Origin of the sequence: Pseudomonas sp. S5D5 (assembly GCF_003013355.1) — a bacterium.
In the GTDB taxonomy this organism is placed as follows: domain Bacteria; phylum Pseudomonadota; class Gammaproteobacteria; order Pseudomonadales; family Pseudomonadaceae; genus Aquipseudomonas; species Aquipseudomonas aylmerensis.
Map to the genome: position 1 here is coordinate 6,909,006 of NZ_PTEO01000001.1, position 24,438 is coordinate 6,933,443.

General features: G+C 63.6%; 25 protein-coding genes. 10 read left to right on the forward strand and 15 right to left on the reverse strand.

What is annotated here, in order from left to right:
• Positions 1–20 precede the first annotated feature (20 nt).
• A complete protein-coding gene (locus C9990_RS31590; protein WP_106805584.1) occupies positions 21–650 on the reverse strand; it encodes a LysE family translocator in 630 nt (209 codons plus the stop codon).
• Between the two features lie 127 nt (positions 651–777).
• Here C9990_RS31590 and C9990_RS31595 point away from each other — a divergent pair, with 127 nt between their 5' ends.
• Positions 778–1,260: an Lrp/AsnC family transcriptional regulator gene (locus C9990_RS31595; RefSeq protein ID WP_106805585.1), complete on the forward strand. Its 483-nt coding sequence runs from the start codon at positions 778–780 to the stop codon at positions 1,258–1,260.
• A gap of 95 nt (positions 1,261–1,355) precedes the next feature.
• On the opposite strand, the gene C9990_RS31600 is transcribed toward C9990_RS31595, so the two are convergent.
• The 6 genes from C9990_RS31600 to C9990_RS31625 are packed head-to-tail and all read right to left on the reverse strand — an operon-like array spanning position 1,356 to position 7,043.
• Positions 1,356–2,288: a phosphatidate cytidylyltransferase gene (locus C9990_RS31600; protein WP_065902659.1), complete on the reverse strand. Its 933-nt coding sequence runs from the start codon at positions 2,286–2,288 to the stop codon at positions 1,356–1,358.
• A gap of 1 nt (position 2,289) precedes the next feature.
• Positions 2,290–2,910 (reverse strand): 1-acyl-sn-glycerol-3-phosphate acyltransferase, encoded by a 621-nt coding sequence (locus C9990_RS31605; protein WP_065902657.1) that lies wholly within the window; start codon positions 2,908–2,910, stop codon positions 2,290–2,292.
• 9 nt (positions 2,911–2,919) lie between these two features.
• Positions 2,920–3,363 (reverse strand): hypothetical protein, encoded by a 444-nt coding sequence (locus C9990_RS31610; RefSeq protein WP_106805586.1) that lies wholly within the window; start codon positions 3,361–3,363, stop codon positions 2,920–2,922.
• Positions 3,353–4,651, reverse strand: coding sequence for a phosphatase PAP2/dual specificity phosphatase family protein (locus C9990_RS31615; protein ID WP_106805587.1), 1,299 nt, complete (start codon positions 4,649–4,651; stop codon positions 3,353–3,355). The genes C9990_RS31610 and C9990_RS31615 overlap by 11 nt, the downstream gene beginning before the upstream one ends.
• Before the next feature lie 2 nt (positions 4,652–4,653).
• Entirely contained in the window at positions 4,654–6,408 is a 1,755-nt protein-coding gene (locus tag C9990_RS31620; protein WP_106805588.1) for a bifunctional alpha/beta hydrolase/class I SAM-dependent methyltransferase, read from the reverse strand.
• An 11-nt stretch (positions 6,409–6,419) separates the two neighbouring features.
• A complete protein-coding gene (locus C9990_RS31625; protein WP_106805589.1) occupies positions 6,420–7,043 on the reverse strand; it encodes a CDP-alcohol phosphatidyltransferase family protein in 624 nt (207 codons plus the stop codon).
• A 304-nt stretch (positions 7,044–7,347) separates the two neighbouring features.
• Here C9990_RS31625 and hflK (C9990_RS31630) point away from each other — a divergent pair, with 304 nt between their 5' ends.
• The 8 genes from hflK (C9990_RS31630) to cfaB all read left to right on the forward strand — a co-directional run bounded on the left by hflK (C9990_RS31630) (position 7,348) and on the right by cfaB (position 16,515).
• The gene (hflK, locus tag C9990_RS31630; protein WP_106805590.1) at positions 7,348–9,273 is read left to right on the forward strand and encodes a protease modulator HflK; all 1,926 of its coding nucleotides are present in this window, start codon (positions 7,348–7,350) and stop codon (positions 9,271–9,273) included.
• Positions 9,274–9,282: 9 nt separating this feature from the next.
• A complete protein-coding gene (hflC, locus tag C9990_RS31635) occupies positions 9,283–10,269 on the forward strand; it encodes a protease modulator HflC (protein WP_371920718.1) in 987 nt (328 codons plus the stop codon).
• The gene (gene hflK, locus C9990_RS31640) at positions 10,266–11,300 is read left to right on the forward strand and encodes a protease modulator HflK (RefSeq protein ID WP_106805591.1); all 1,035 of its coding nucleotides are present in this window, start codon (positions 10,266–10,268) and stop codon (positions 11,298–11,300) included. The genes hflC and hflK (C9990_RS31640) overlap by 4 nt, the downstream gene beginning before the upstream one ends.
• Positions 11,297–13,183: a heavy metal translocating P-type ATPase gene (locus C9990_RS31645; protein WP_106805592.1), complete on the forward strand. Its 1,887-nt coding sequence runs from the start codon at positions 11,297–11,299 to the stop codon at positions 13,181–13,183. The genes hflK (C9990_RS31640) and C9990_RS31645 overlap by 4 nt, the downstream gene beginning before the upstream one ends.
• A gap of 115 nt (positions 13,184–13,298) precedes the next feature.
• Positions 13,299–13,550, forward strand: a complete 252-nt coding sequence (locus C9990_RS31650; RefSeq protein ID WP_065902641.1) for a hypothetical protein — start codon at positions 13,299–13,301, stop codon at positions 13,548–13,550.
• A gap of 68 nt (positions 13,551–13,618) precedes the next feature.
• Complete coding sequence (locus tag C9990_RS31655; protein WP_106805593.1) at positions 13,619–14,464, forward strand: DUF692 domain-containing protein; 846 nt, start codon at positions 13,619–13,621, stop codon at positions 14,462–14,464.
• Positions 14,455–15,243 (forward strand): DNA-binding domain-containing protein, encoded by a 789-nt coding sequence (locus C9990_RS31660; RefSeq protein ID WP_106805594.1) that lies wholly within the window; start codon positions 14,455–14,457, stop codon positions 15,241–15,243. Before C9990_RS31655 ends, C9990_RS31660 begins: the two co-directional genes overlap by 10 nt.
• An 87-nt stretch (positions 15,244–15,330) precedes the next feature.
• Positions 15,331–16,515 (forward strand): C17 cyclopropane fatty acid synthase CfaB, encoded by a 1,185-nt coding sequence (cfaB, locus tag C9990_RS31665; protein ID WP_106805595.1) that lies wholly within the window; start codon positions 15,331–15,333, stop codon positions 16,513–16,515.
• A 137-nt stretch (positions 16,516–16,652) separates the two neighbouring features.
• On the opposite strand, the gene cls is transcribed toward cfaB, so the two are convergent.
• Complete coding sequence (gene cls / locus C9990_RS31670; RefSeq protein ID WP_065902633.1) at positions 16,653–18,092, reverse strand: cardiolipin synthase; 1,440 nt, start codon at positions 18,090–18,092, stop codon at positions 16,653–16,655.
• Between the two features lie 130 nt (positions 18,093–18,222).
• Here cls and C9990_RS31675 point away from each other — a divergent pair, with 130 nt between their 5' ends.
• On the forward strand, positions 18,223–18,744 hold the full coding sequence (locus tag C9990_RS31675; protein WP_065902631.1) for a DUF3617 domain-containing protein: 522 nt from the start codon (positions 18,223–18,225) through the stop codon (positions 18,742–18,744).
• Here the strand turns inward: C9990_RS31675 and C9990_RS31680 are convergent.
• From C9990_RS31680 to folE2, 7 genes are read right to left on the reverse strand one after another with little or no spacing between them, the layout of a single operon-like run.
• Positions 18,741–20,078, reverse strand: coding sequence for a dihydroorotase (locus C9990_RS31680; RefSeq protein ID WP_106802244.1), 1,338 nt, complete (start codon positions 20,076–20,078; stop codon positions 18,741–18,743). The two genes, C9990_RS31675 and C9990_RS31680, sit on opposite strands and share 4 nt — an antisense overlap.
• Positions 20,079–20,081: 3 nt before the next feature.
• Positions 20,082–20,642, reverse strand: coding sequence for a DapH/DapD/GlmU-related protein (locus tag C9990_RS31685; RefSeq protein WP_048721911.1), 561 nt, complete (start codon positions 20,640–20,642; stop codon positions 20,082–20,084).
• A complete protein-coding gene (hisI, locus tag C9990_RS31690) occupies positions 20,639–21,052 on the reverse strand; it encodes a phosphoribosyl-AMP cyclohydrolase (RefSeq protein ID WP_065902628.1) in 414 nt (137 codons plus the stop codon). The genes C9990_RS31685 and hisI overlap by 4 nt, the downstream gene beginning before the upstream one ends.
• Positions 21,049–21,927 carry a metal ABC transporter substrate-binding protein gene (locus tag C9990_RS31695; protein ID WP_106802245.1) on the reverse strand — a complete coding sequence of 293 codons (879 nt, stop codon included), beginning with the start codon at positions 21,925–21,927 and terminating at the stop codon, positions 21,049–21,051. The genes hisI and C9990_RS31695 overlap by 4 nt, the downstream gene beginning before the upstream one ends.
• 11 nt (positions 21,928–21,938) lie before the next feature.
• Positions 21,939–22,805: a metal ABC transporter permease gene (locus C9990_RS31700; RefSeq protein WP_065902624.1), complete on the reverse strand. Its 867-nt coding sequence runs from the start codon at positions 22,803–22,805 to the stop codon at positions 21,939–21,941.
• On the reverse strand, positions 22,805–23,473 hold the full coding sequence (locus C9990_RS31705) for a metal ABC transporter ATP-binding protein (RefSeq protein ID WP_106802246.1): 669 nt from the start codon (positions 23,471–23,473) through the stop codon (positions 22,805–22,807). The genes C9990_RS31700 and C9990_RS31705 overlap by 1 nt, the downstream gene beginning before the upstream one ends.
• Positions 23,470–24,366, reverse strand: coding sequence for a GTP cyclohydrolase FolE2 (folE2, locus tag C9990_RS31710; RefSeq protein WP_106802247.1), 897 nt, complete (start codon positions 24,364–24,366; stop codon positions 23,470–23,472). Before folE2 ends, C9990_RS31705 begins: the two co-directional genes overlap by 4 nt.
• Positions 24,367–24,438: the final 72 nt, after the last annotated feature.

Here is a 24,438-nt window from a genome sequence, read left to right on the forward strand (position 1 = left end):
GACGCCGATACGCCCTACCGCTAGGCGTGTTGCACAAAAGTGAGGCGCACCGCAAAACCGATCAGAAGACTGCCGAACAACCACTGCTGCATACGCTGCGCCGAGCGATTACGCGCCAGCCAATGGCCGATGCGCGCACCCGTCAGGGCATAACAACAGTCGAAGGCGAAACCGACGCTCACCAGCATCACCCCCAACCACGCAAATTGCATTGCCACCGGCCCAGCCTGCGGGTTGATGAATTGCGGCAGCAATACCGAGCAGAACAACAGCGCCTTGGGGTTGAGCAGGTTGGTGAGCAGGCCGCGTTGAAACGCTGTGCGCCAGGCATGCGCCGTTGGCGGCGTGTTCGCGTTGGCGAGGGACGGCAGCATATTCGCGCGCAAGCATTGAACACCCAGCCATAGCAGATAGGCCGCGCCGCCCAGGCGCACCACATCGAATGTCCACGGCGCCACTTTGAACAAGGTCGCCAGGCCCATGCCTGCCAGCGCCACATGGCACGCCCGGGCAATCCCCAGCCCGATCGCCGTGGTCAGCGCGAGGGCCTTGCCCTGGCGTGCGCCGGTCTGCAGCAACAGGATCATGTCCGGCCCCGGCAACAGATACGCCACCGACAGGGCCATCAAAAACAACCAGAGTTCCGCCATGTTCCACCCCCTTATTTGGTCGACTGATTCTAAGGCGCGAGGGCGGGGCAGGTGCTTGCGTAATAAGCCAGAAAAGCGTCTATTCTTGGCATTCTCTGCCACTGAATAAGCTACCGGCCATTCACTGATGCCAACTCTCAAACTCGATGTGTTTGATCGCAAGATTCTCGAGGCCCTGCAACGCGACGGCCGCCTGAGCAACGTGCAACTGGCCGACGAAATCGGCCTGTCTGCCTCACCGTGTCTGCGGCGTGTGCGCCTGCTGGAAGAGGCCGGCGTGATTCGCGGCTACCAGGCCACGCTCGACCGCGATGAAGTGGGGCTGGGCATGATGGTATTTGTCGGGGTGAAAGTGGAGCGGCATAACGACACCGAGGCCAACGCCTTTCGCGAGGCGGTCACTGCGCTGCCCGAGGTGATCTCGGCATTCCTGGTCTCGGGCGAGTCGGACTTTCTGCTGCAGGTGGTGGTACCGGACTTGCGTGGCTATGAGCGGTTCGTCACCGGCAGCCTGTTGAAGCTGCCGGGCGTGAGGGATATCCGCAGCAACTTCGCGATCCAGACCGTGAAAACCCCGGGGGCGTTGCCGCTCGGGCATTTGCCAGGCTAATGATCCGTAGGCGTCGGGGTGCCAGCGATGAGGCCTGCGAATTTCATGCAGTGTTCAAGACCGTCATCGCCGGCAAGCCGGCTCCTTAGGATTTTTCAGGTCCACCAGTAGCGCACGAGGTGGAAGAAGATCGGCGCGGCAAAACACACCGAATCCAGCCGATCCAGCATGCCGCCGTGCCCTTCGATCATGTGCCCCCAGTCTTTCACGCCGCGGTCGCGCTTGATCGCCGACATCACGATGCCGCCGGCAAAGCCCAGCAGGTTGATCAGCAATGCGATCAAAAACGACTGCCACGGGTTGAACGGCGTGGTCCACCACAGCGCCGCGCCGATCAGCGAGGAGAGCAAAACCCCGCCGATAAACCCTTCAACGGTCTTGGACGGCGACAGGTTGGGCGCGATCTTGTGCTTGCCGAACAGCTTGCCGCACACGTACTGCAGGACGTCCGAGAGTTGCACCACGATCACCAGGTAGGCGATCAGCAAGAGGTTGCGGCCCTCATAGCCAGGGATGTCGAGGGTCAGCAGGGCCGGGACGAACGACACGCAGAACACCGCGATCATCAGGCCCCACTGCACCTTCGAGGCGCGCTCCAGGAAGTGCGTGGTGTCGCCGCCAAGGGAGGCGAGGATCGGCAGCAGCAGGAACACGTACACCGGGATGAAGATCGAGAACAGCCCGTACCAGTCCGAGTAGATCAACAGGTATTGCAGCGGCAGGGCCAGGTAGAACGCGGCCACCAGGGCCGGGTAGTCGCTGCGGCGGGTAGGCGTGAGGGTGAGGAATTCGCGCAGGGCGTAGAACGAGACCGCGTAGAACAGCAGGATCACCGCGCCGGTACCGAGCCAGAAGGCGATGCCGATCACGACTACCATCACCCACCAGGCGTTGATGCGCGCGTTGAGGTTCTCGATCACCGCATTCGGCGTGCCACGCGTGCGCAGTTTGAGGACCAGGCCGATCAGCGAGGCGAGTACCAGGATCGCGCCGATCCCGCCGAACAACATCAGGGTTTGGCTATCCATCTCAGGAATGCTCCGGGGCAAGGGCGAGCAAAGCATCGCGGGTACGGGCGAGGAACGCGGCTTTGTCTTCGCCTTCGGCCAATTGCAGCGGGGCGCCGAAGCTGGTGGTGCACAGCAGAGGCAGCGGCAGCACGCGGCCCTTGGGCATGACGCGGTTGAGGTTGGCGATCCACACCGGGATCAACTCGGCCTGTGGGTAACTTTTCGCCAGGTGATACAGGCCGCTTTTGAACGGCAGCAGGCCGTCTTCCAGATTGCGTGTGCCTTCGGGGAAGATGATCAGCGAGTCTCCACCCTCCAGCGCATCGAGCATGGGCTGCAAGGGGTTATCCACAGGGTCCTTGCGCTCGCGGTCGATCAGCACGCCATTGAACACGCGGTTGATGATGTAGCGGCGCACTGCGCTTTTGTTCCAGTAATCGCTGCCGGCTACCGGGCGCGTGAATTTGCGCAGGTTTTGCGGCAACGACGCCCACAGCAGCACGAAATCGCCGTGGCTGCTGTGGTTGGCGAAATAGATGCGCTGCACCGGCACCGGCGCGCAGCCCAGCCACAGGCTGCGGGCGCCGGTGACGGTGCGGGCCATGGAGGTAATCAGCGTGGCGACCACGGGTTCGAACATGGGGATTCCTTATCCGGCGAAGGGCAGCCAGGGGCTGGCGAGGATCACGGCGAGGGTCAGCAGCGCTTGCGCGCCCAGCAGCCAGGCTTGTTTGCGCAGCAGTTTGAGGGCGCCGCGACGGCGCTCGGTCCAGGGGCGGCCCGCGCGCTTGGCCGACTGCAGGCCAAGGGATTGCAGGGCCTGGTCGAGGTCTGCGGTACGATCGGTGTCGCGGGCGAGCAGCGCGAAGAGGTCGGCATCAAAGGCCACGCGCAGTGCCCAGTACTTTTGCAGCAGCCCGAGGATAATCATCCACAGGCTGAGCAGCAGGCAGATGGTCGAAATACTCGCCATCAGCAACTGGGCCAAGCCGAATAACACACCGACCACGGTCAGGCCTGTGGATAACTGATCCAGTGAACGACCACGGCGTAGCAGGCTGGCGACGACCTGCAGTTCCATATCAGCGGGCATGGGGCAAACCCTCCAGAGCTTTACGGTGAGCGGGGTGCAGGACTACACGGGTACGCGCTGCACGAATAATAGCCAGCGCGTCATCCACCGTGGCCGCGCGGCCGCTGTGCAGCAGCCAGGCAGCGACGGCGGTGGCACTGCGTGAGTAGCCGAGGGCGCAGCACACCAGCAGCGGCCCGCTCTGGCGCAGACGTTCGATGGCGTGCGCGGCTTGCAGGCATTGTTCGGGTGTCGGTGCGATCAGGTCCAGCACGGGCACATTCTGATAAGCGCGGCCCTGTGGATTAATCGGCAATTCGGCGCACAGGTCGACGATAGCCTTGAACGGCTCCTGCTCGTCGGTGCTGGGAATCCTGCCGAGCCAGACGTTATCCACAATCAGATCAGGCTGTGGATGTTTGCGTGTCCACAGCCGTGAATTGACCCACGCGCCCGCGAGGTAAGGCGCGTACAGCCAGCGGGCGGCGGGTGTGAGCCGGCCATCGGCGCGTTTCTGGAAGCCTGCAGCACTAAGCACGAAGTAATTGGCCTTGATCAGACCCAATGAAACTGCTGGCCACAGCAGCCACAACCACCCACCGCCCAGCCCAAAGGCCAGGATGACCAACACCAGGGCGCCGAGGCCGTAGCGCGCGCCCAACCGCCAGCGCTTGGGGTCTCGCGTCAGCCGCGCATTCAATAGCGGGCTGGGGTGCTCCAGCGGCCACAACCACACGCACAGCCAGCCGGCGAGGGCGCCTGTGGGTAAGTCGATAAAGTGGTGTTGATAAGTGGTCAGCACTGAAATCCCGATCAACGCGAACCAGCCATGCACCACCCAGCGCCAGAAGCCCTGCGTATGGCGTTGGTACATGACCCACAGGATCACCAGCAGCGCGATGTGCAGCGAGGGCGCCTGGTTGAACGGCTTGTCGAACCCCGCCAGCACGGCGAACAGCCAGCCAAACACGCCGTCCAGTTCCGGGCGTTCGAAGGTGAAGCGCAGCGGCCAGATCAGGAAGCAACTCACCGCGATGACCTGCGCCGTCAACAGGCGCAGGGCATGTTGCTTGAGCTCGTGACGGCTATTGGGCAGCAACAGCGAGAAACCGTAGAGCAGATCGATGGACCAGTAGGGCACGATGGTCCAGGCCCAGAAGGGCATATGGGTTTCCCAGTCGAACACCAGCGTGCCGACATCGCTGCGCTGGCTGGTGACCCAGGTGGCGAAGCCATAGGTACTGAAAAACAGCGGCGCCAACAGCAGCAGCCATAGCACCGCTGGCTTTAACAGGCCGGGTTCGCGCATGTTCAGATCTTCTGTGCTAGGGACACGGTAAAGATGCCCCACTCGTCCACACGCTGGGTGATCTTGCGGAAACCGGCGGCTTCCACCAATTGGTCCATTTCCGCCTGGCTGCGGCGGCGCATCACCCAGGCCTGGCCCTGGCGATGGCTGGTCAACGCACGGGCGATCAGTTCCAGCTGCGGGTGCCACGGCTGGCCGGTGTAGACCAGATAACCGCCAGGCTCCACGGCCTCGGCGAGACCCGCCAGTGAGCCGCCGACCATGCCGTTGTCGGCAAACAATTCATACAGCCCGGACACCACCGCCAGCGTCGGCTTGGGGTCCAGTGCGGCCAGGTCCAGTCGGTCGAATGCATCGCCTTTGACGAACTGCGCGATATCTCCCAGGCCCTTCTCGCGGATCAGCGCGCCACCGTCGCGCACGTTGATGTCGCTGTAGTCGCGCAGCAGGATCGACTCCGGCAGCGGCGACACACCCTGCAAGGCTTCCAGGATGTAGCGGCCGTGGCCGGCGGCGATGTCGACGATGCGCACTTCGCGCTGCTCATCGCGCAGCCGGATCATGGCCAGGCGCAGCAGTTCTTCGACATTCAACTTGCGCTGGCGAATGCCACGCCAGCCGATGGAATTGAGGTAATTGGTGTCGATCATCCGCCCCAGCCCGCCCTTGCCGGTGGGCTTGTTGCGGTACACGTAATCCAGGGTACTGCCGGAGTCGAAGCCGGTGTCGAAACCGAGTTTCACCCCGTCCGACAGGTTCTTGCCCAGGCCCATGCTGGCGCGGGTCAGGCGCCAGTACAGGTCGCGCAGGGAATTGCGCGGCAGCGGCGCGGCGAGGGCTTCGGACTCGGCGCAGGTGGCACCCAGTTTGTCGGCGTCCAGCAGGCAAGCGCGGTCCAGCGGCTGGGTGAAATTCTGCAGGATAAAGCGCCGGGCACTGCTCACGGCCACCGCGCGGTCGCGTTCGCCAAGGGTGTCGTGGAAGAAACCGGGAAGGATATGCAGCTCTTTTTTCAGGCTGCCAAGGCGGTCGAAAAACTGTTGCTGGGGTTTGCGGTGCACCACAAAGTCGGAGCCGGAGATCAACAGTTGGGTCGGCACCTGGATCGCCTGGGCATCGGCCACGACGCGGTCGGCCGCTTCGTACAGGCCAAGCAGCACATTGACCGAGATGGCCTTGGTGATCAGCGGGTCGCTGTCGTAGGACGCCACGCGCTCAGGGTCATGGCTGAGGAACTTGGCCTTGACGTAGCTGTTGACGAAAAAGTTGCCGCGAAACTTGCGCATCAGCGCCAGCCCTGGCCGTGCGAACGGCACGTACAGCTTGACCTTGAACGCCGGCGAGGCGAGTACCAGCGCGCGGATTTTCGGCGCGTAGTCATGCACCCAAGTGGCTGCGATTACCGCGCCGACGCTTTGCGCGACCACCGCGAAGTTTTCTTCCTCGATGCTGTAAGCCGCGCCGATATGCTCGCAGAAGGTCTGCACGTCGCGGGCGCTGGTGGCGAAGCTTGGGCTGTCGCCGCGCGCGCCCGGTGATTGGCCGTGGCCGCGGGCGTCCCAGGCGAAGAAGTCGAATTGCGGCAGGTCGAGTTCATCCACCAGGTGCGCGATGCGCCCCGAATGCTCATGACCGCGATGGAACAGCAGGATCGCCTTGCGCGGCTCATCGCCCGCAGGCGCAGTAGCCGGCCAGTGCCGATAGAAAAGCTCGACGCCATCATGGGTACTGAAGGTGTGCTCTTGCTGTTCGCGCATCGCAAAAATCCTTATGCAATCGGTGGAGTATCTGAGTGTTCCTTGAGGCCCTGGCGCACCCGGTTGACCAGGGTGTAGGCGAGCAGGGCGGCGACCAGCCACATCACGGTGTCGACCCAGCCCGCGCCGAGCCAACCCAGTGCAACACCGGTGGCCAGCACGCCGAGGACGAAGGCCCGGTCACTCTTGCCCATCGGCCCGTCGTAGCGGCGCGACGCACCGACCATGGGCCCGAGCACGCCGGCGTATTCGCTGAATACCGCCAGCAGCGCCACCAGCAGCACCGGCGCCAGGCTCACACCGGGGATCAGCGCGAAAGGCAGGATCAGCGCGCTGTCGGCGATGACGTCGCACAGTTCATTGAGGTAGGCGCCCAGGCGCGACTGCTGGCCAAATTCACGCGCGAGCATGCCGTCGATGGCGTTGAGGGCCATGCGCAGGATCATCCACAACGGGATCAGCGCAAACAGCCAGAGGTGTTGAGCGAAGCTGGCGATCAGCAGGCCGACCAACAGGGAAACCACGCCGGCCAGGACGGTGATCTGGTTGGCGGTGGTGCCGTTGTCGTAGAGGCGCTGCACGAGGGGGCGCAGCAGGTTTTGAAAACGCGGCTTGAGCTGATAGATCGAAATCATGGGGAGTGACGCTTCCTTGTCCGTGAGCCCGCGAAAAACTGGTTTGGAGTGTGCCGATTATTCATGGCCTGCACCAGTGATGGCGCGTGTTTATGGGGGTTTTGTCACGCTATCGGAGGCGTCGCCGAGCAAATCAGCAAGCGGGCCGCCCCACGAATGCGGTGGGTAAGGGTGAACAGCGATAAATGACAGACCGCCATCGTGGGCAAGCCCACTCCCGCAGGGGTTTTACGCGGGTTTCGAACAAAAATTTCACGCTGCGTGTTATATCGTAACGAATTGTGTACAACTGGGCGTTAAGTAGATGCAAGTGGATCTAGAGGCTGACGGCGCTTCGGTGGAAGGCCTGCCGCGTTTTCAGCAAGGGCTGTTCCATGCCCGTCGATTGCGCCAGGCCGGCATCAGCCTGACGGCCCTGGCCGTTGCCGGTTGGGTGCTGGCGCTGTTTGTCGCGCTGTTTGCGCCGCTGTCGATCTGGCCGGTGGTGTTGATCAACTGTGCGTCGGCGCTGCTGGTGCTGGTGGCCGGGTTGCAGTCGGCGTGGTGGGTCGCCGATTGGCGTGCCCAGGCGCTGGAAGAACCGGTGGCGGCGTTGACCGAACAGCCCGATGACCCCGTCACCTGGCATCGAAGCCTGGCCAACCGCCTGGGCAGTGGCCTGCTGGCCCAGATCGGTGCGCCGGTGTTGTGGCTGTGCGGTTGGGCGCTGCTGGCGCTGGTGAGTGTTATCGAGTTCTGGAACCTGGCGCTGCCCGCCGCGGCGGTGGGGCAGTCGGCCAGTGTCGGTGCCGCGCTCGGCTTGGCACTGGCGTTTGGTCTGCTGGTGTTCGAACGGCGCCTGGCTCAGGAAACCGCCACGCAATGGCCGGAAGCCGCGCAATTGGCACAGTTGAACCGGGTGGCGATTGTGTGCCTGGTGGTCAGCGCGATCTGCCTGCTGTTTGCCGGCGCAGCGTCTGTCTGGCCGCTGCGCCTCGCCACACTGATCGGCCTGTTGCCCGCCCTGGTGGCGCTGGAGTTTCTGCTTCGGGCCGTGCTGTCGCTGTTCAGCCCGCGCCAACCGCGCCTTGAGCCGCGCTTGATGGCGCAGAGCTTTATTGCCGACCTGCTGCGCTGGCCGCCGCAACCGTTACTCGCCTTGCAGCATGAGCTGCACAACCGCTTCGGCATCGACCTGCGCCAGATCTGGGCGTTTACCTACATGCGCCGTGCATTCCTCCCGGTGCTGCTGGTGGTGCTGGCTGTCGGCTGGACACTGACCGGCGTGCATGAAGTGCCGCTGCAGGGGCGTGGGATTTATGAACGCTTTGGCAAGCCCGTCGAGGTGTTCGGGCCCGGCCTGCATACAGGTCTACCCTGGCCGTTGGGCCGTGTCATCAACGTGGAAAATGGCGTGGTGCATGAGTTGGCCACCAGCGTCAGCGAAGCGGCTGCGCCGGAACTGGCGCCTGCCGAGGGCCCGGCGCCGTTGATCGCCAATCGGTTGTGGGACGCCAGCCATGTGAATGACAAATCCCAGGTGATCGCCAGCAGCAGCGGCGACAAGCAGAGCTTCCAGATCGTCAATATGGACGTGCGGTTTGTCTACCGCATCGGCCTCACCGACCAGGCCGCGCTGGCCGCCACCTACCACAGCGCGGACGTGCCGACCCTGATTCGCAGCACCGCCAGCCGTATCCTGGTTCACGACTTTGCCTCGCGCACCCTCGACGAATTGCTCGGCGAGCAACGCACTCGCCTCGCTGACGAAATTGGCAGCGCGGTGCAGGCGGACCTGCAAAAACTCGACAGCGGCGTGGAAATCCTCGCCACGGTCGTGGAAGCCATCCACCCACCGGCCGGTGCCGCCAATGCCTACCACGGCGTGCAAGCCGCGCAGATTGGCGCCCAGGCCCTGATCTCCCGCGAGCGCGGTGCCGCCAGCGAACAGACCAACCAGGCCTTGCTGCAAGCCAGTACTGCGCGCGACCAGGCGCTGGCCAGCGCGCGTGAAGTGAATGCCGGGGCCCAGGCGGCCGACCTGCGCTTTGCTGCCGAACAAAAGGCCTACGCCACGGCTGGCCAGGCCTTTGTGCTGGAGCAGTACCTCGGCCAACTCAGCCAGGGCCTGGCCCACGCCAAGCTGCTTATTCTGGATCACCGCCTGGGTGCCGATGGCGCGCCGACGATCGATCTGCGTTCTTTTACCTTACCGGCCGATCCTTCGGTGCCGCGTAAAGCCGTTCAATAAGGAGTCTGTCTGTTGAGCGCTCATTCTCACGATCATCATCATGGCCATCACCACCACGCTCATCATGGTGATGAACACGCGGCAGGCCCGTTCCCCTGGCGGCGCATGGCCTGGGCGGTGCTGCTGGTGCTGTTTGCCGTAGCGGCGGCGAGCCTGGTGCAGGTGCGTTCCGGTGAAGCCACGGTGATTACTCGCTTCGGCAACCCGTCGCGGGTATTGCTGGAGCCGGGCCTGGGCTGGCGCTGGCCGGCGCCGTTCGAAGCGGCGATCCCGGTGGACCTGCGCCTGCGCACCACGTCCAGTGGCTTGCAGGATGTAGGCACCCGCGACGGCCTGCGCATCATCGTGCAGGCCTATGTGGCGTGGCAGGTGCAGGGCGATGCCGACAATGTGCAGCGCTTCATGCGCGCGGTGCAGAACCAGCCGGATGAAGCGGCGCGGCAGATTCGCACCTTTGTCGGCTCGGCGCTGGAGACCACGGCCGCCAGTTTTGACTTGTCGAGCCTGATCAATACGGATGCCAGCCAAGTGCGCATTGCCGATTTCGAGGCTCAGTTGCGCCAGCAGATTGATCAACAATTGCTCACTACTTATGGCGTGCGCGTGGCCCAGGTCGGCATCGAGCGGCTGACGTTGCCGTCGGTCACGCTGACCGCGACGGTCGACCGCATGCGTGCCGAACGCGAAACCATCGCGACCGAACGCACCGCCGTGGGCAAGCGTGAAGCGGCGCAGATCCGTTCCGCCGCCGAGCGTGATGCGCGCATCGTGCAGGCCGATGCCACGGTGAAAGCGGCTGACATCGAAGCACAGTCGCGCGTCGAAGCAGCGCAGATCTATGGGCGTGCCTACGCCGGCAACCCGCAGCTGTACAACTTGCTGCGCTCGCTGGATACCTTGGGCACCGTCGTGACGCCGGGTACCAGGATCATCCTGCGCACCGACGCGGCGCCGTTCCGTGCATTGGTGGACGGGCCGAAGGACGTCCAGCCATGATCGAGCGTGGCAGCCCGGACAGCCCGTGGATCCAGGCTGGGCGCCTGACCTTTCTGGCGCTGTACGCGGTGACGGTATTGGCGGCATTGGCCTGGGCGTTTTCCAATGTGCGGCAGATCGACCCGCAGAACCGTGCCGTGGTGTTGCACTTCGGCGCGCTGGATCGCATCCAGAATGCCGGCTTGTTGCTGGCCTGGCCGCAGCCGTTCGAGCAAGTGGTGCTGTTGCCGGCGGCGGATCGCGTGATCGAGCGGCGCGTGGAGAACCTGCTGCGTTCCGACGCTGCGATCCAGGCCGACCGCGTGGCCAGTTTCGCCACCCCGTTGAGCGACGCACTGGCCGGCTCCGGCTACTTGCTGACCGGCGATGCCGGCGTGGTGCAGCTGGATGTGCGGGTGTTCTACAAAGTCACCGAGCCCTATGCGTTTGTGTTGCAGGGCGAGCATGTGCTGCCGGCGCTGGACCGCCTGGTGACCCGCAGCGCGGTGGCCCTGACTGCCGCGCGGGACTTGGACACGATCCTGGTGGCGCGCCCGGAACTGATCGGCACCGACAACGGCGCCGCGCAACGGCGCGAAAGGCTGCGTGGAGACCTGGTGCAAGGCATCAACAAGCGCCTCGCGGAGTTGACGTCCACTGGCCTGGGATTGGGCATACAGGTCACCCGCGTCGACGTGCAATCAAGCCTGCCGGGGCCGGCGGTAAATGCCTTCAACGCCGTGCTCACCGCCAGCCAGCAGGCCGACAAAGCGGTGGCCAATGCGCGTACCGACGCGGAGAAACTCACCCAGACCGCCAACCAGGAGGCCGACCGTCTGGTGCAGGTTGCCCATGCCCAGGCCAGCGAACGCCTGGCCAATGCGCAGGCGCAGACTGCTACCGTCGCGAGCCTGGCCCAGGTGAAAGACCCCGGCTTGCTGCTGCGTTTGTACCGCGAGCGGCTGCCGAAGATTCTCGGCCAGGCCGGCGCTGTGACCACCGTCGATCCTAAAGACGACTCCCGCTTGATCATCCAGGGAGCCGAACAATGAGCGCACCCATGTTGACCTCCGCCGAGCAGCGCAGCGCCGCCCGGCAATTGACCCTGGCGATGCTCGCCCTGGGTTTGCTGGTGCTGGGCCTGGTCTGGCGCTGGCTGGCGCCGGACCAGGGTGGCGTCAGTCAATTGCTGCTCGGCGTTGCGTCCTTGCTGGTCGCGGTGCCGGTAATGCGCTCGGCCTGGTACAGCCTGCGCTTCCCCAGCCTGCATGGCATCACCGACCAGTTGATCGCCCTCGCGATGATGGGGGCGTGGGCCACCGGTGACCTGCTGACCGCCGCACTGCTGCCGATCATCATGATTTTCGGGCACGTGCTGGAGGAGCGCAGTGTGATCGGCTCCCAGGAGGCGATCCACGCCCTGGGTAAATTGACGCGCAGCCATGCCCGTCGGGTGCACGCCGATGGCAGCATCCATGAGGTGGATAACGGCACGCTGAACCCCGGCGATATCGTTGAAGTGCGCGCCGGTGACCGCGTGCCGGCCGATGGCGTGGTGCTGTCGGGCCAGGCCAGCCTGGACACGGCGCCGATCACTGGCGAGTCGGTGCCGCTGGAGGCCCATGTCGGCGTCCAAGTGTTTGGTGGCGCGATCAACCTCGACGGCCTGTTGCGTTTGCAAGTGACCCGCACCGGCAATGAGTCGACGCTGGGCAAGGTCATTGCGCTGATGCAGAACGCCGAGCGTTCCAAGCCGCCGATCACGCGGCTGCTGGAGCGTTACGCCGGCAGCTACATGGTGCTGGTGCTATTGCTGGCGGCGGTGACCTGGTCTGTGACCAATGACGCCCAGGCGATGTTGGCTGTGCTGGTGGCGGCGTGCCCGTGTGCGTTGGTGTTGTCGGCCCCGGCCACGGCGATTGCCGGGATTGCCGTGGCGGCACGGCATGGGATTCTGATTCGCAGCTCGGCCTTCCTCGAAGAGTTGGCGGACCTGACCTCGCTGGTGGTCGACAAGACCGGCACCCTGACCTTTGGCACCTTGCGTTTGCAGTCCATCGAGAGTGTATCGACGGATCGCCAGGCGCTGCTCAACCTGGCGGCCAGCCTCGGCTCGGCCAGCAGCCACCCGGTCAGCCGCGCGTTGGCGGGGCTGGCGACGCCGGAGCAACGGCTGGCGCTCAGCGATATCCGCGAGCGCCAGGGCCTGGGCGTGGTGGCACAGACCGAACAGGGCGAGGCGGCGCTGGGGCGTCCGGAGTTGTTCGAGCAATTGGGTATCGCCGCGACGCCTGTTCCTGACCACGACGGCCCGATTGCCGGGCTGGCGCTGAAGGGGCAATTCGTCGCCTGGCTATTGCTCGCCGACAGCGTCAAGCCCGAAGCCCGCCAGGCGCTGCAGGAACTGCGCGACCTCGGCCTGGGCCGCCAACTGCTGCTGACCGGCGACCGCCAGAGTGTGGCCGACAGCCTGGCGCTGGACGTGGGCATCAGTGATGTCGAAGCCCAGGCCCTGCCGGAAGACAAGCTCAACCGCGTGCTCGGCGAGATCGACAGCGGCTTTCGGCCCATGGTGGTGGGCGACGGCATCAACGATTCCCTGGCGCTCAAGGCCGGTGTGGTCGGCGTGGCCATGGGCGCGGGCGGCGCGGATATCGCGCTGGCCTCGGCGGATGTGGTGTTGATCGGCAGCGACCTGCGCCGGCTGGGCACCTGTGTGCGCTTGAGTCGCCAGTGCCGGCACACGTTGCAGGTCAACGTGATCATCGGCCTGGGCTGGACGCTGGCCATCGTGGTGTTTGCCGCCTTCGGCTGGCTGGGCGCCGCCGGGGCCATGATTGCGGCGGTGCTGCACAACCTCAGCACTTTGCTGGTACTGGGCAATGCCGGGCGTTTGCTGCGGTTTCAGGAGCCGCTGCTGAAGCTTGAGGAATAATTTTCGAATTATTTTTGTAGCGCTGTAACGCCGGCAGAGGGCCTCACTCTAGTGGTGTGTCGAGACTGAACAATCCGTTCAGACCGACTCCACTACCGATCATGAGGACTACAAAATGAACATTAAATCCGCTGCTGCCGGTGCCGCTCTCGCCATGGCCGCCGCTACGATGTTTGCCGGTGTTGCTACCCAGGTCCAAGCCGCAGACGCCTCGGTTCATTGCTATGGCGTCAACGCCTGCAAAGGCCAGAACGACTGCAAAACCAAGGACCATGCGTGCAAAGGCCAGGGTTCTTGCAAAGGCCAGGGCTTCCTCTCCATGAGCAAGGCCATGTGCGACCAGAAAGGCGGCACCGTCGGCGAGTAACCGGCAACCGAGTGCAACCGCAGCGGCTGCCTCCCACCGCTGCGGACACTTTTACCTTGGAGTGTCCTATGCCCACTTCTCTTGCGAGCCTCGGTTACGGCCTGGGCTTACGCAGCGAGTACTACCAGCAGATCCTCGAACAATCGCCGCCGGTGGATTGGTTCGAAGTGATCTCCGAAAATTACCTGGTGCAGGGCGGCAAAGCCCTGTACTACCTGGACGCAATCGCCGAGCGTTATCCGCTGGTGATGCACGGTGTGTCCCTGTCCATCGGCGGGCCGCATGCCCTTGATACCGATTACCTGAAGCAGCTCCACGCCCTCGCCGAACGCATCCAGCCGGCGTGGATTTCCGATCATCTGTGCTGGAGCCGCGGCAGCGCGCACCAGCTGCATGACCTGCTGCCGTTGCCCTACACCGAAGAAAGCCTTTACCACGTGGCCGCCCGCGTGCGGCAGGTGCAGGATGTTCTGCAGCGCCCGCTGGTGCTGGAAAACGTCTCCAGCTATGTGCGTTCGAAGGCCGATGAATTTACCGAGTGGGAATTCCTCAACGCGCTGACGCACTTGTCGGGGTGCCAATTGCTGCTGGACGTCAACAACGTCTACGTCAGCTCGCGCAACCACGGGTTCGACGCCTGGACCTTCATCCGCAACCTGCCGCCTGCGAGCATTCGCCAACTGCACCTGGCCGGGCATATGGACTACGGCGATTATGTCGTCGATACCCATGACCAACCGGTATGTGATCCGGTGTGGGCGCTGTACCAGCAGACGTTGGAGCACCTGGGGCCGGTCTCGACGCTGTTGGAGCGCGATGATCATTTCCCGCCGTTCGACGTGTTGCTCACCGAGTTGGACAAGGCTCGCGCGTTGGGTGCTAGCGCCCTGGCCCGGAGATCCTTATGCGCCTGACCGATTGGCAGCTGGCGTTTGAACAGCATGTGTTATCTGAAACCTCGCTGGCCGACAGCAGCTTTGCCGCCACTTTGCTGGGTGGGCCGACGCTGGACGTGGACACGGGCCTGGCGATTTATCACAACGCCTACCTGTCACGGCTGCAGGACGTGTTGCGGCATGACTTCAGCGCCATCCGATATTGGCTTGGGGACGATGAGTTCGCCGCGCTGACCGAGGCCTACGTGCGGCGTTATCCGTCGGCCCATTACAGTTTGCGTTGGCTGGGCGAGCGGTTCCCGGGGTTTATCCTCGAACACCTGGTGGCCGAACAGAGTGCGCCGCTGGCCGAGCTGGCGCGCTTGGAATGGGCCTTCACCCTCGCATTCGATGCGCCATCAGGGCAGCCGCTGACCCTGGACGACATGGCATCGTTGCCGCCTGAAGCCTGGCCGGCGCTGCAGGTCAGTCTGGCGCCCTCGGTGCAGCAGTTGCTCTGCCACTTCAATACGCTGGCGCTCTGGCGGGCCAGCAAGGAGGAGTCCGCCTTCCCGCCCAGCCAGGCGTTGGCGTTGGCGCACATCTGCCTGGTGTGGCGTCATCAGAATGTGTGCCATTACCGCAGCCTGGAGCCGGCAGAAGCCTGCGCGCTGGCCGGTATGGTGACCACCGGCTGGAATTTTTCAGAACTGTGCGAGCAGCTGCAGGTCACTTATGCAGAGGGAGCCCCATTGCAAGCGGTCACGTGGCTTAAACAGTGGATCCAGGACGGTTTGCTCGAGCGCCGAGCCCCATAGAAGAACGCTATCAAATCGATAGCCTCCTACTTTGTCTTCGGATGGTCTACCCTCACACCAGACGTCTGAAACAAGGGGGGACTACTCATGCTCGCGCAACTTCCACCGGCCTTACAGAATCTTCAGCTACCGCTGCGTCTTCGACTCTGGGATGGCCATGAATTCAACCTGGGTCCCGATCCCAGTGTGACCATCGTGGTGAAGGACCCCACGGTTGTCTCCAAGCTCACCCATCCCACGCTCGATTCATTGGGCGCAGCCTTTGTCGAGGGCAAACTGGAGCTGGAAGGCTCCATCAGCGAAGTGATCCGGGTGTGTGATGAATTGAGTCACGCCCTGATCGATGACGACGAGGGGAGTCGTCCGGTGCGCTCGATCCACGACAAGGCCACTGACGCAGCGGCGATTTCCTACCACTACGACCTGTCCAACGAGTTCTACCAGCTGTGGCTGGACCAGGACATGGCGTATTCCTGCGGTTATTTCGAAACCGGCAGCGAGTCCATCGACCAGGCCCAACAAGACAAATTTCGCCATCTGTGCCGCAAGCTGCGCCTGCAGCCGGGCGAGTATCTGCTCGACGTCGGCTGCGGTTGGGGCGGGTTGGCGCGGTATGCCGCGCGGGAGTTCGGCGTCAAAGTATTTGGCATCACCCTGAGCAAGGAGCAGTTGGCGCTGGCCCGGGAACGGGTCAAGGCCGAGGGGCTGGAAGACCAGGTCGACCTGCAACTGCTGGATTACCGCGACCTGCCCCAGGATGGCCGTTTCGACAAAGTGGTCAGCGTGGGGATGTTTGAACACGTCGGCCATGCCAACCTGGCGGAATACTGCAAGACCCTGTACGGCGCGGTACGCGAAGGCGGCCTGGTGATGAACCACGGCATTACCGCCAAGCACACCGACGGTCGACCTGTGGGCCGTGGCGCCGGTGATTTTATCGAACGTTATGTCTTCCCCAACGGCGAGCTGCCGCACCTGGCGATGATGACTGCCGAAATCAGTGAGGTCGGGCTGGAAGTGGTCGATGTCGAAAGCCTGCGCCTGCATTACGCGCGCACCCTGGACCACTGGAGCGAGCGGTTGGAAGACAACCTGGAAGCGGCGGCGAAGATGGTGCCGGACCAGGCGCTGCGTATCTGGCGGCTGTACCTGGCCGGTTGCGCCTATGCGTTTGCACGCGGCTGGATCAACCTGCACCAGATCCTCGCGGTCAAGCCGCACGCCGATGGCAGCCATGAACTGCCGTGGACGCGGGAAGATATCTACCGCTGAAACACAATCATGACAGCTGCGGTGATCTACATGTGGGAGCGGGCTTGCTCGCGAAAGCGCTTTATCAGTGACTCATCGAGTACTGATGTAACGCCTTCGCGGGAAAGCCCGCTCTCACATGGATCGCGTATTGATCGCTAGAGAATGGGTGAAATAAGCCGCGCGACCCGCATGCCCAGTTGTTGCAGGCGGCGGGTTTCGCGGCTTTCTTCCTGGCTGACTTCATGGGCCAGGGCGAAGTCGTCGAGCAGCATCTGTTCCACTTGCTGGGCGAAGGCTTCGTCGACCGTGAGCAACATCACTTCGAAATTCAACCGGAATGAGCGGTTGTCCATGTTCGCACTGCCGATGGCGCTGATCTCGCTGTCGACCAACACCACCTTCTGATGCAAAAAGCCCGGCGTGTAGCGGAATACACGAACCCCGGCGCGTACCGCTTCGATCGCATACAGGCTGGACGCGGCGTAGACGATGCGGTGGTCGGGGCGCGACGGCAGCAGCAGGCGCACATCCACCCCACGCAGCACCGCCAGCCGCAGCGCGGCAAACACGGCTTCGTCGGGGATGAAATACGGGCTGGTGATCCACACGCGCTCGGTCGCCGCGTGGATGGCCTCGACGAAAAACAGCGAGCAGGTTTCATACGGGTCGGCCGGACCGCTGGCGAGCAATTGGCAGAGCACACCGTCTTCCGGGTAGGCGTCCGGCAGGATCAGCGGCGGCAACTCGCGTGCGGCCCAGAACCAGTCTTCGGCAAACGACTCCTGCAGGCACGCGACCACCGGCCCGGTGACCTGCACATGGGTATCGCGCCAGGGCGCCAGCGGCGGCTTTTTGCCGAGGTATTCATCGCCGACATTATGCCCGCCGACAAACCCGGTGACGCCATCCACCACGACGATCTTGCGGTGGTTGCGGAAGTTGACCTGGAAGCGATTGAGCCAGCCGCTGCGGGTGGCGAAGGCCTTGACCTTGACCCCGGCGTCGCGCAGCGATTGCACATAGTGATGGGGCAGGGCGTGGCTGCCGATGCGATCGTAGAGCACATGAATATCCACGCCCTCGGCGGCCTTGGCTGTCAGCAAGGTGTGCAGTTGGCGGCCCAGTTCATCGTCGTGAATGATGAAGAACTGGAACAGCACGGCCGTCTTCGCGCGGCGGATGGCGTCGAAGATCGCGCTGAAGGTAGCCTCGCCATTGATCAGCAGGCGCACCTCGTTGTTCGCCAGGCACGGCATGCGGCCCAACTTGGGCATGGCGCGCAGCGAGGCGTAGGCGCTGGAGTTGCGCGCGGCCAGGGCTTCCTCGACCCACGGGCGCCAGTTCAGCTCAGTGATCGCGGTGTGCATTTCCTGGTTGGCTTGGCGCCGCGCCTGGATGTAGGCGTCGAAGGTGCTGCGGCCGAAAATCAGGTAGGGAATCAGCGTCAGGTAGGGCATGAACATCAGCGACAAGGCCCAGGCGATCGAGCCTTGGGCGGTCCTGACGGTCAGCACCGCGTGGATCGCGGCGAGGGTCCCGAGAAAGTGCAGCGTGGCGATGAAGTAGGCGAGCAGGTGCGGGCCAAAAAAATCCATGGACGACATGACTCCAGACAATCCAGTGCCTAACAGACCATGAACGGCTGCGAATGTCGCTATTTTATTTGCCGTGCAACACTGGCACTTTTGCGGCGTCTAACGCCCACAATTGCCCAGGAGTTACCCGATGAATGCTCGTCTGCTTGGTTTGGCCATGGTTATTGGTGTGTCGCTGCCCGTGGCGGCGCAGGCGCAGATGCTGGCGCCGGGCTTGTGGGAATTGACCACCAGCAACATGAAAGTCGATAACCAGGACCTGCCGGACCTGTCGTTGATCCTCGGTCAGCTCAAGCAACAGATGACCCCCGAACAACGCGCGATGCTGGAAAAACAAGGCATCACCATGGCCGGCAAAGGCGTGCAGGTGTGCCTCACGCCGGCGCAAGTCGCCTCTGACTCGATCCCCCTGACCGACCCGCAATCGGGCTGCAAACAGGAAGTGACCGACAAGACCGGCAACCAGTGGAAATTCCGCTTCAGCTGCCCGAAAGCCCAGGGCACTGGCGTCGCAACCTTCCAGAGCCAGAAAGAATTCACCACCACCGTCAACGGTACCTTCAATGCCACCGGCATCCAGCAGAAGGGCAGCCTGGACAGTCATGCGCAGTGGCTCGGCAACGATTGCGGTACGGTCAAGCCGCGCGCTTAACGCAGGAAATGCAGCGGCAAGCCCTGGCAGCTGTCGACCACCTGGCCTTTGTGCCAGGCCAGGTGGCCAGACACCAACGTGGTGCTGACGCTGTGGCGAAAGCGCCGCTCGGCAAAAGGCGTCCAGCCGCAGCGGGCCAGGATCGGCTCGTCGCTGACCGGCTTGCCTGCAGGCTCGGGTTTGATCAGCACCAGGTCGGCCCAATACCCTTCACGTAAATAACCCCGATCCGGGATGGCGAACAAGTCGGCGACGCGGTGGCTGGTTTTCGCCACCAGGGTGGTCAACGGCAGCAGCCCGTCGGCGACCAATTCCAACAACGCCGGCAGCGCGTGCTGCACCAGCGGCAGACCCGCTGGCGCGTCCCGGTACCCCAGCTGCTTTTGCGCCCAGGTATGCGGCGCATGGTCAGTGCCAATCACATCCAGGCGATCACTCAACAAGGCCCGGCGCAGGGCGTCGCGGTCGGCGCGAGTCTTGATCGCCGGGTTGCATTTGATCTGGTGGCCAAGGCGGTGATAGTCGCGGTCATCGAACAGCAGGTGGTGCACACAGACTTCCGCCGTGATGCGCTTTTGCGCCAAGGGCAGGTCTTCAAACAGCTCCAACTCTCGGGCGCTGGTCAGGTGCAGTACGTGCAAGCGCGTCCCCAAGCGCCTGGCCAACTCCACGGCAAAAGAAGACGAGCGATAACACGCCTCGGCATCGCGGATCAGCGGGTGGGCAACCGCCGGGATCTTGTCCCCGAAGCGCTCGCGCAGGCGCTGTTCATTGGCCTGGATGCTCGGCGTGTGTTCGCAGTGGGCGAGGAGCAGGGTGGGCACCTCGGCAAACAGTCGCTCCAGAACCTTCGGGTCGTCTACCAGCATGTTGCCGGTGGAGGCGCCCATGAACACTTTGACCCCGGCCACTTCGCGCGGATCGAGCGCGGCAATGGTGTCGAGGTTGTCGTTGCTCACGCCGAAGTGAAAGCCGTAGTTGGCCACCGAGTGCAGGGCCGCGCGGCGCTTTTTATCGGCCAGGGCTTCCAGGGTCAGCGTGGCCGGGTTGGTGTTGGGCATGTCCATGAAACTGGTGATGCCACCGGCCACGGCCGCCCGGGACTCGCTGTAGAAACTGCCTTTGTCCGGTGCGCCAGGCTCGCGGAAATGCACTTGGTCATCGATCATGCCCGGCAGCAGCCACTGGCCTTGGGCGTCAATGGCCACCGGCGCATTGCAGCCCTCGATGCTGGCGGCGATCTTCTCGATGCGGCCGTTGGCAAGCAGTACGTCGGCGTCGAATTCCTGGCCCTCATTCACCAGGCGGGCGTTGCGGATCAGCAGGCGGCTCATGGTTCAGAACTCGTTTTGCAGGGCTTTGTAGCCGCGCACCAGGTCGACGTTGGTACGCGCCACGTCTTCGGAAAACTCCGAGGCGCTGACGCTGACCGGCGGGAATTGCGACAGGTCGGTGTTGGGCCCGATGCGCGTGGTGGAGGGCACGTAAAACGCGGCGGGCAAGTCGCGGCCGTCGACCACCGAGTTGTGGCGCACTACGCAGCCGTCGCCCACGGCGCAATTGAACAGCACGCTGTTGAAGCCGATGAACACACGGTCGCCGACGGAGCAGGGGCCATGGACGATGGAGCGGTGTGCAATCGAGGTGAACTCGCCGATGGTCACCGCCGCGCCGGACTTGGAGTGGATGACCACGCCGTCCTGGATGTTCGAGTTGGCGCCGATGGTGATCGGGTCCATCGCGCCGCTGGCGTCGACTTCGTCGGCGCGGATCACGGCGTAGGGGCCGACGAACACGTTCTCACCGATGATGACCTTGCCGCAGATGATCGCGGTCTTGTCGACGTAGGCCGATTCGGCGATCACCGGCAGATCGCCGGAAGGGTTCTTGCGGATCATGCAGCGGGCTCCGTAATGATGTGAACGTAATGACCGTCGATGGCGTTGTAGAAACAGGTCGGGCGGCCGGTGTGGCAGGCCGGGCCTTGCTGGTCGACGATCAGCAGCACTGCGTCGCCGTCGCAATCGAGCCGCGCTTCCACCAGCTGCTGCCAGTGGCCGGACGACTCGCCTTTGCGCCACAGCTGCCGGCGCGAGCGCGACCAGTAGCAGACCTGCCCGGTGGCCAGGGTTTCGGTGAGGGCCTGGCGGTTCATCCAGGCCAGCATCAATACCTCGCCGCTGCCGTGTTGCTGGGCAATGGCGGCGATCAGCCCATCGCTGTTCCACGCCAAGGCATCGAGCACCGGGTCGAGTGGAAAGCGGCTGCCGAGGGCAGCCTCTTCCAGTTCGAGCATGCTCACGGTCATGGCTTGCCCAAGGCGGCGCACAGGGTATTGAGGTTGTATTCGAACAGCCCGGTGAAGGTGCTGGCCGGGCCTTCGGCGGCCAGGGCATCGGAGTACAGCGTGCCGCCGATCTGCGCGCCGCTTTCGTCAGCGATCTGCTTGAGCAGGCGCGAGTCCTTGATGTTTTCCATGAACACCGCCTTGACCTTGTCTTTGCGGATCTGGGTGATCAGCGCAGCGACTTCGGCAGCCGACGGTTCACGCTCGGTGGACAAGCCTTGGGGCGCGAGGAACTCGATGCCATAGGCCTGGCCCAGGTAACCGAAGGCGTCGTGGGAGGTGACGATGCGACGGTTGCCCGGCGGCAGTGCGCCGAACTTGGTCTTGGCTTCGGCCAGCAGGCGGTAGATTTCTTTCAGGTAGACCTGGCTGTTGCGCAGGTAGTCGGCCTTGTTGGCCGGGTCGGCGGCGACCAAGGCCTTGGTGATGTTGTTCACGTAGATTTCGGCGTTGGCCAGGTTGTGCCAGGCGTGCGGGTCGGGGATGGTTTCGCCGTCCTCTTCCATGGTGTGGGAAATCACGCCCTTGCTGGCGGTGACCACGGTGGCCTTGGTTTCGGTGCTGGTCACCAGGCGGTCCAGCCAGGGTTCGAAGCCCAGGCCGTTCTTGATGATCAGCCTGGCCTTGAGCAGCGCCTTGGCGTCGTCCGGGGTGGGCTCGTAGGTGTGGGCGTCGGAATCCGGGCCGACCATGTTGCTGATCTGGATGTGATCGCCACCGATCTGGTGGGTGATGTCATCGAGAATACTGAAACTGGTAACCACCTGGAGTTTGTCAGCGGCCTGGGCCGTCGATAACGACAGCACCAGACTGAACAGCACGAGTAGAGCGCGCATCGGGAAACACCTCATTGGGATGACAGCAAGGGCGGGCGGCGCAGCAAGCCGTGCACCGGACCGAAGACCACGGACAGCAAATACCCGACGCCAGCCACCAGCACGATCGCCGGGCCGCTGGGTAGCGAGTAGTAGAACGACAGCAGCAAGCCAAACCACACCGACAGGCATCCCAGCACCGCCGATACCGCGATCAGCACCGGCAGGCGCCGGCTCCAGAAACGTGAAGCGATGGCCGGCAACATCATCAAACCCACCACCATCAACGCGCCGATAGCCTGGAAGCCGATCACCAGGTTCAGTACCACCAGGGTCAGGAACAACCCATGGGCGAGCGGGCCGAGGCGACTGACGGTTTGCAGGAACAGCGGGTCGAGGGTGTCCAGCAGCAGCGGTTTGTAGATCAGCGCCATGGCGAGCAGGCTGAAACCGGAGACCCAGAGCATGCCGGTCAGGGTGGTTTCATCCACCGCCAGCGCGGAGCCGAACAGCAGGTGCAAAAGGTCCAGGCGCTTGCCGGCGATGCCCAGGATCAGCACCCCGGCGGCGAGCGAGATCGGGTAGATGGCGGCGAGGCTGGCGTCTTCGCGCAGGCCGGTGCGGCGGGTGATCCACGCCGACAGGCCGGCCATGCCCAGGCCTGCGCCGAGGCCGCCGATGGTCAGCGCGGGCAGGCTCAGGCCAGCGAACCAGAAGCCCAGCGCGGCGCCGGGCAGGATGCCGTGGGCGACGGCGTCACCGATCAGGCTCATGCGCCGCAGGATCAGAAACACCCCCAGCGGCGCGGTGCTGCAAGCCAGTACCAGGCCGCCGATCAAGGCGCGACGCATGAACACGAAGTCGAGGAAGGGCATCCACAGGTGGGCGGCGAAGTGCATCAAGCCACCTGCATGTGCGGTTGCGGGCGGATCAGCTCTTTACTGGCCCCGAACACGCAGCCGGTGCTCTTGATCTGCACCACTTGCTGGGTGTGGTGGCGCACGGAGGCGAGGTCGTGACAAACGATCACCACGGTGCGGCCTTCATCGTGCCAGGCGTGCACATGTTTCCAGCACAGCGCCTGGCCTTCTTCGTCGAGGGCAGCGTGGGGTTCGTCGAGCAGCAACACTGGCGCTTCGGCCAGGCTCATGCGGGCGAGCAGGGCGCGTTGCAGTTCGCCGCCGGACAAGGCCATCAACGGGCGATGTTCAAGGCCGCTGAGGCACCAGTCTTCGAGTACTGCTTGCAGGCGTTCGCTGCGTTGCGGCGGCGTGAGTCGGGTGCCCCAGAAACCGGCGGCAACCAACTCTTGCAGGCTGATGGGGAACTGGCGGTCGAGGTGCTGTTGCTGAGGCAGAAACGACAGGCCGCCGCGGCGTGGAACATCCACGGTGACTTTACCGGCGAGCGGTTTCTGCAGGCCTGCGATGACTTTGAGCAAGCTGCTCTTGCCGGTGCCGTTGGCGCCGATGATGCCGGTGAGGCTGCCTTTTTCCAGGGTGAAATCCACCGCCGGCGTCAGCGGTTGGCCGGGGGCGCCCCAGCGCAAAGCGGTGCAGGTGATCATGCAGAGGGTCTCGTCCAGCGGCTTTCAGCCACGGCATCGTGCGCGTGCAGGCTTTCGGCGTGGATCACTTTCAGGTGGAAGGCGTTGATGGCATCCGAGCGCTTCAAGGCGAGGTTCAGGCGGCGGGCAGCGTCTTCGCAGAACATCAGGTTCTGCCCGTTGGCCAGGGCGAAGGCTTGTTCATCCGCGCGTTTTACAGCGGTTTGTACGGCGGTGCCGAGGGCCGCCTCGACGTCGTCGATCAGCGCGGTGATGGGCAGGTCGGGCTGTTGGCCGTCCAGCTCGATCAACAGCTGCGCACTGCTGCGCTGGCTGTGGGGCGTGGCAACAATGCCGTTGGCGCTGCCGAGCCAGGTGAGGACGTCTTCATGTTGCAAAGGTGTGTTGCCGAAATCTTCAACAAATTGCTGCTGAATCAATTGCCTGGCGAGGGCGGCCGAGCAAGGGCAGGTTGAGGAATAAGTAACGTCAATTTTTAGTTCCACGTGGAACATCTGGTTTTGCAGACGCGCTTCGATGCTTACCGGATAGCTTTTCCAGCCGGCCAGCGGGCTGACCAACGCCGGGCGTTTGAGCAGCAAATCGGTGTGGATCCGCAGGTAGGCGTTCTTAGATAAACCTTCATGACTGTCGAGAAAACGCTGCAGTACATTACGCAGAAGTGCCGGCGTAAGGGGCTGCTGGTCGAGCACCTCCAACGCCAGGTACAGGCGTGACATATGAATGCCACGGGCGGCGCCATCGTCCAGGCTGACGCCGGCATCGGCGGTGGCGGCCAGGCGATGGCCGTCGATGAGGATCGGCAAGGCGATACCGCACATACCGACCCAGTCGAGTGGCAAGGCTTGGCGTGAAGCCTGCGCGGCGATATCCGGCAGAGTCAGCGCATTCATGAGCAGGTCCATCGTTGGAAATAAAAAGACATGTTATATTATAACTATTGAGTCGACGATGATTTTTCTGCT